Raw genomic sequence first — 436 nt, 5'->3', positions numbered from 1 at the left:
GGTGAAGTCGTAACAAGGTAGCCGTATCGGAAGGTGCGGCTGGATCACCTCCTTTCTAGGGAGACATACACTAGCACAGGATGCTAGATGTCACACTAGGTCGACACTTTGGTCACCTACATTGTTCAGTTTTGAGAGGTCAACTCTCAAAGTTAGTATTGACAAGCAGTTAATGTTCGGATATACTTACAAAGCACTAATTTTTCTAAGAAAATCGATGGATAACGAGGAAAACGAGTGATGCGAAGTCGAAGCGTAATGGTAATTACGTGAGACAAGCAGAATGAGTTTGACGAAGTTAGTCGCGATTTTATAGAAAAATAACATGTTCTTTGAAAACTGCATAGAAGATAATAATGATTTATGATTTGGTCTCTTAGAGTTGACTCTAAGGGTTAGACCAAGCACATAGATTCTCTAAATTAACTTATAAGGT

At 38.8% G+C, this 436-nt stretch carries 1 rRNA gene; it reads left to right on the top strand.

The annotated features are described in order from the left end of the window. A 16S ribosomal RNA gene (locus EO118_RS08535) occupies window positions 1-55 on the top strand; the annotation flags it as partial. Window positions 56-436 lie beyond the last annotated feature (381 nt).

This window comes from Veillonella sp. 3891 (assembly GCF_003992315.1).
GTDB lineage: Bacteria > Bacillota > Negativicutes > Veillonellales > Veillonellaceae > F0422.
Note: the sequence above shows the minus strand (reverse complement) of the source record. Positions and strands in the feature narration are given on the sequence as shown.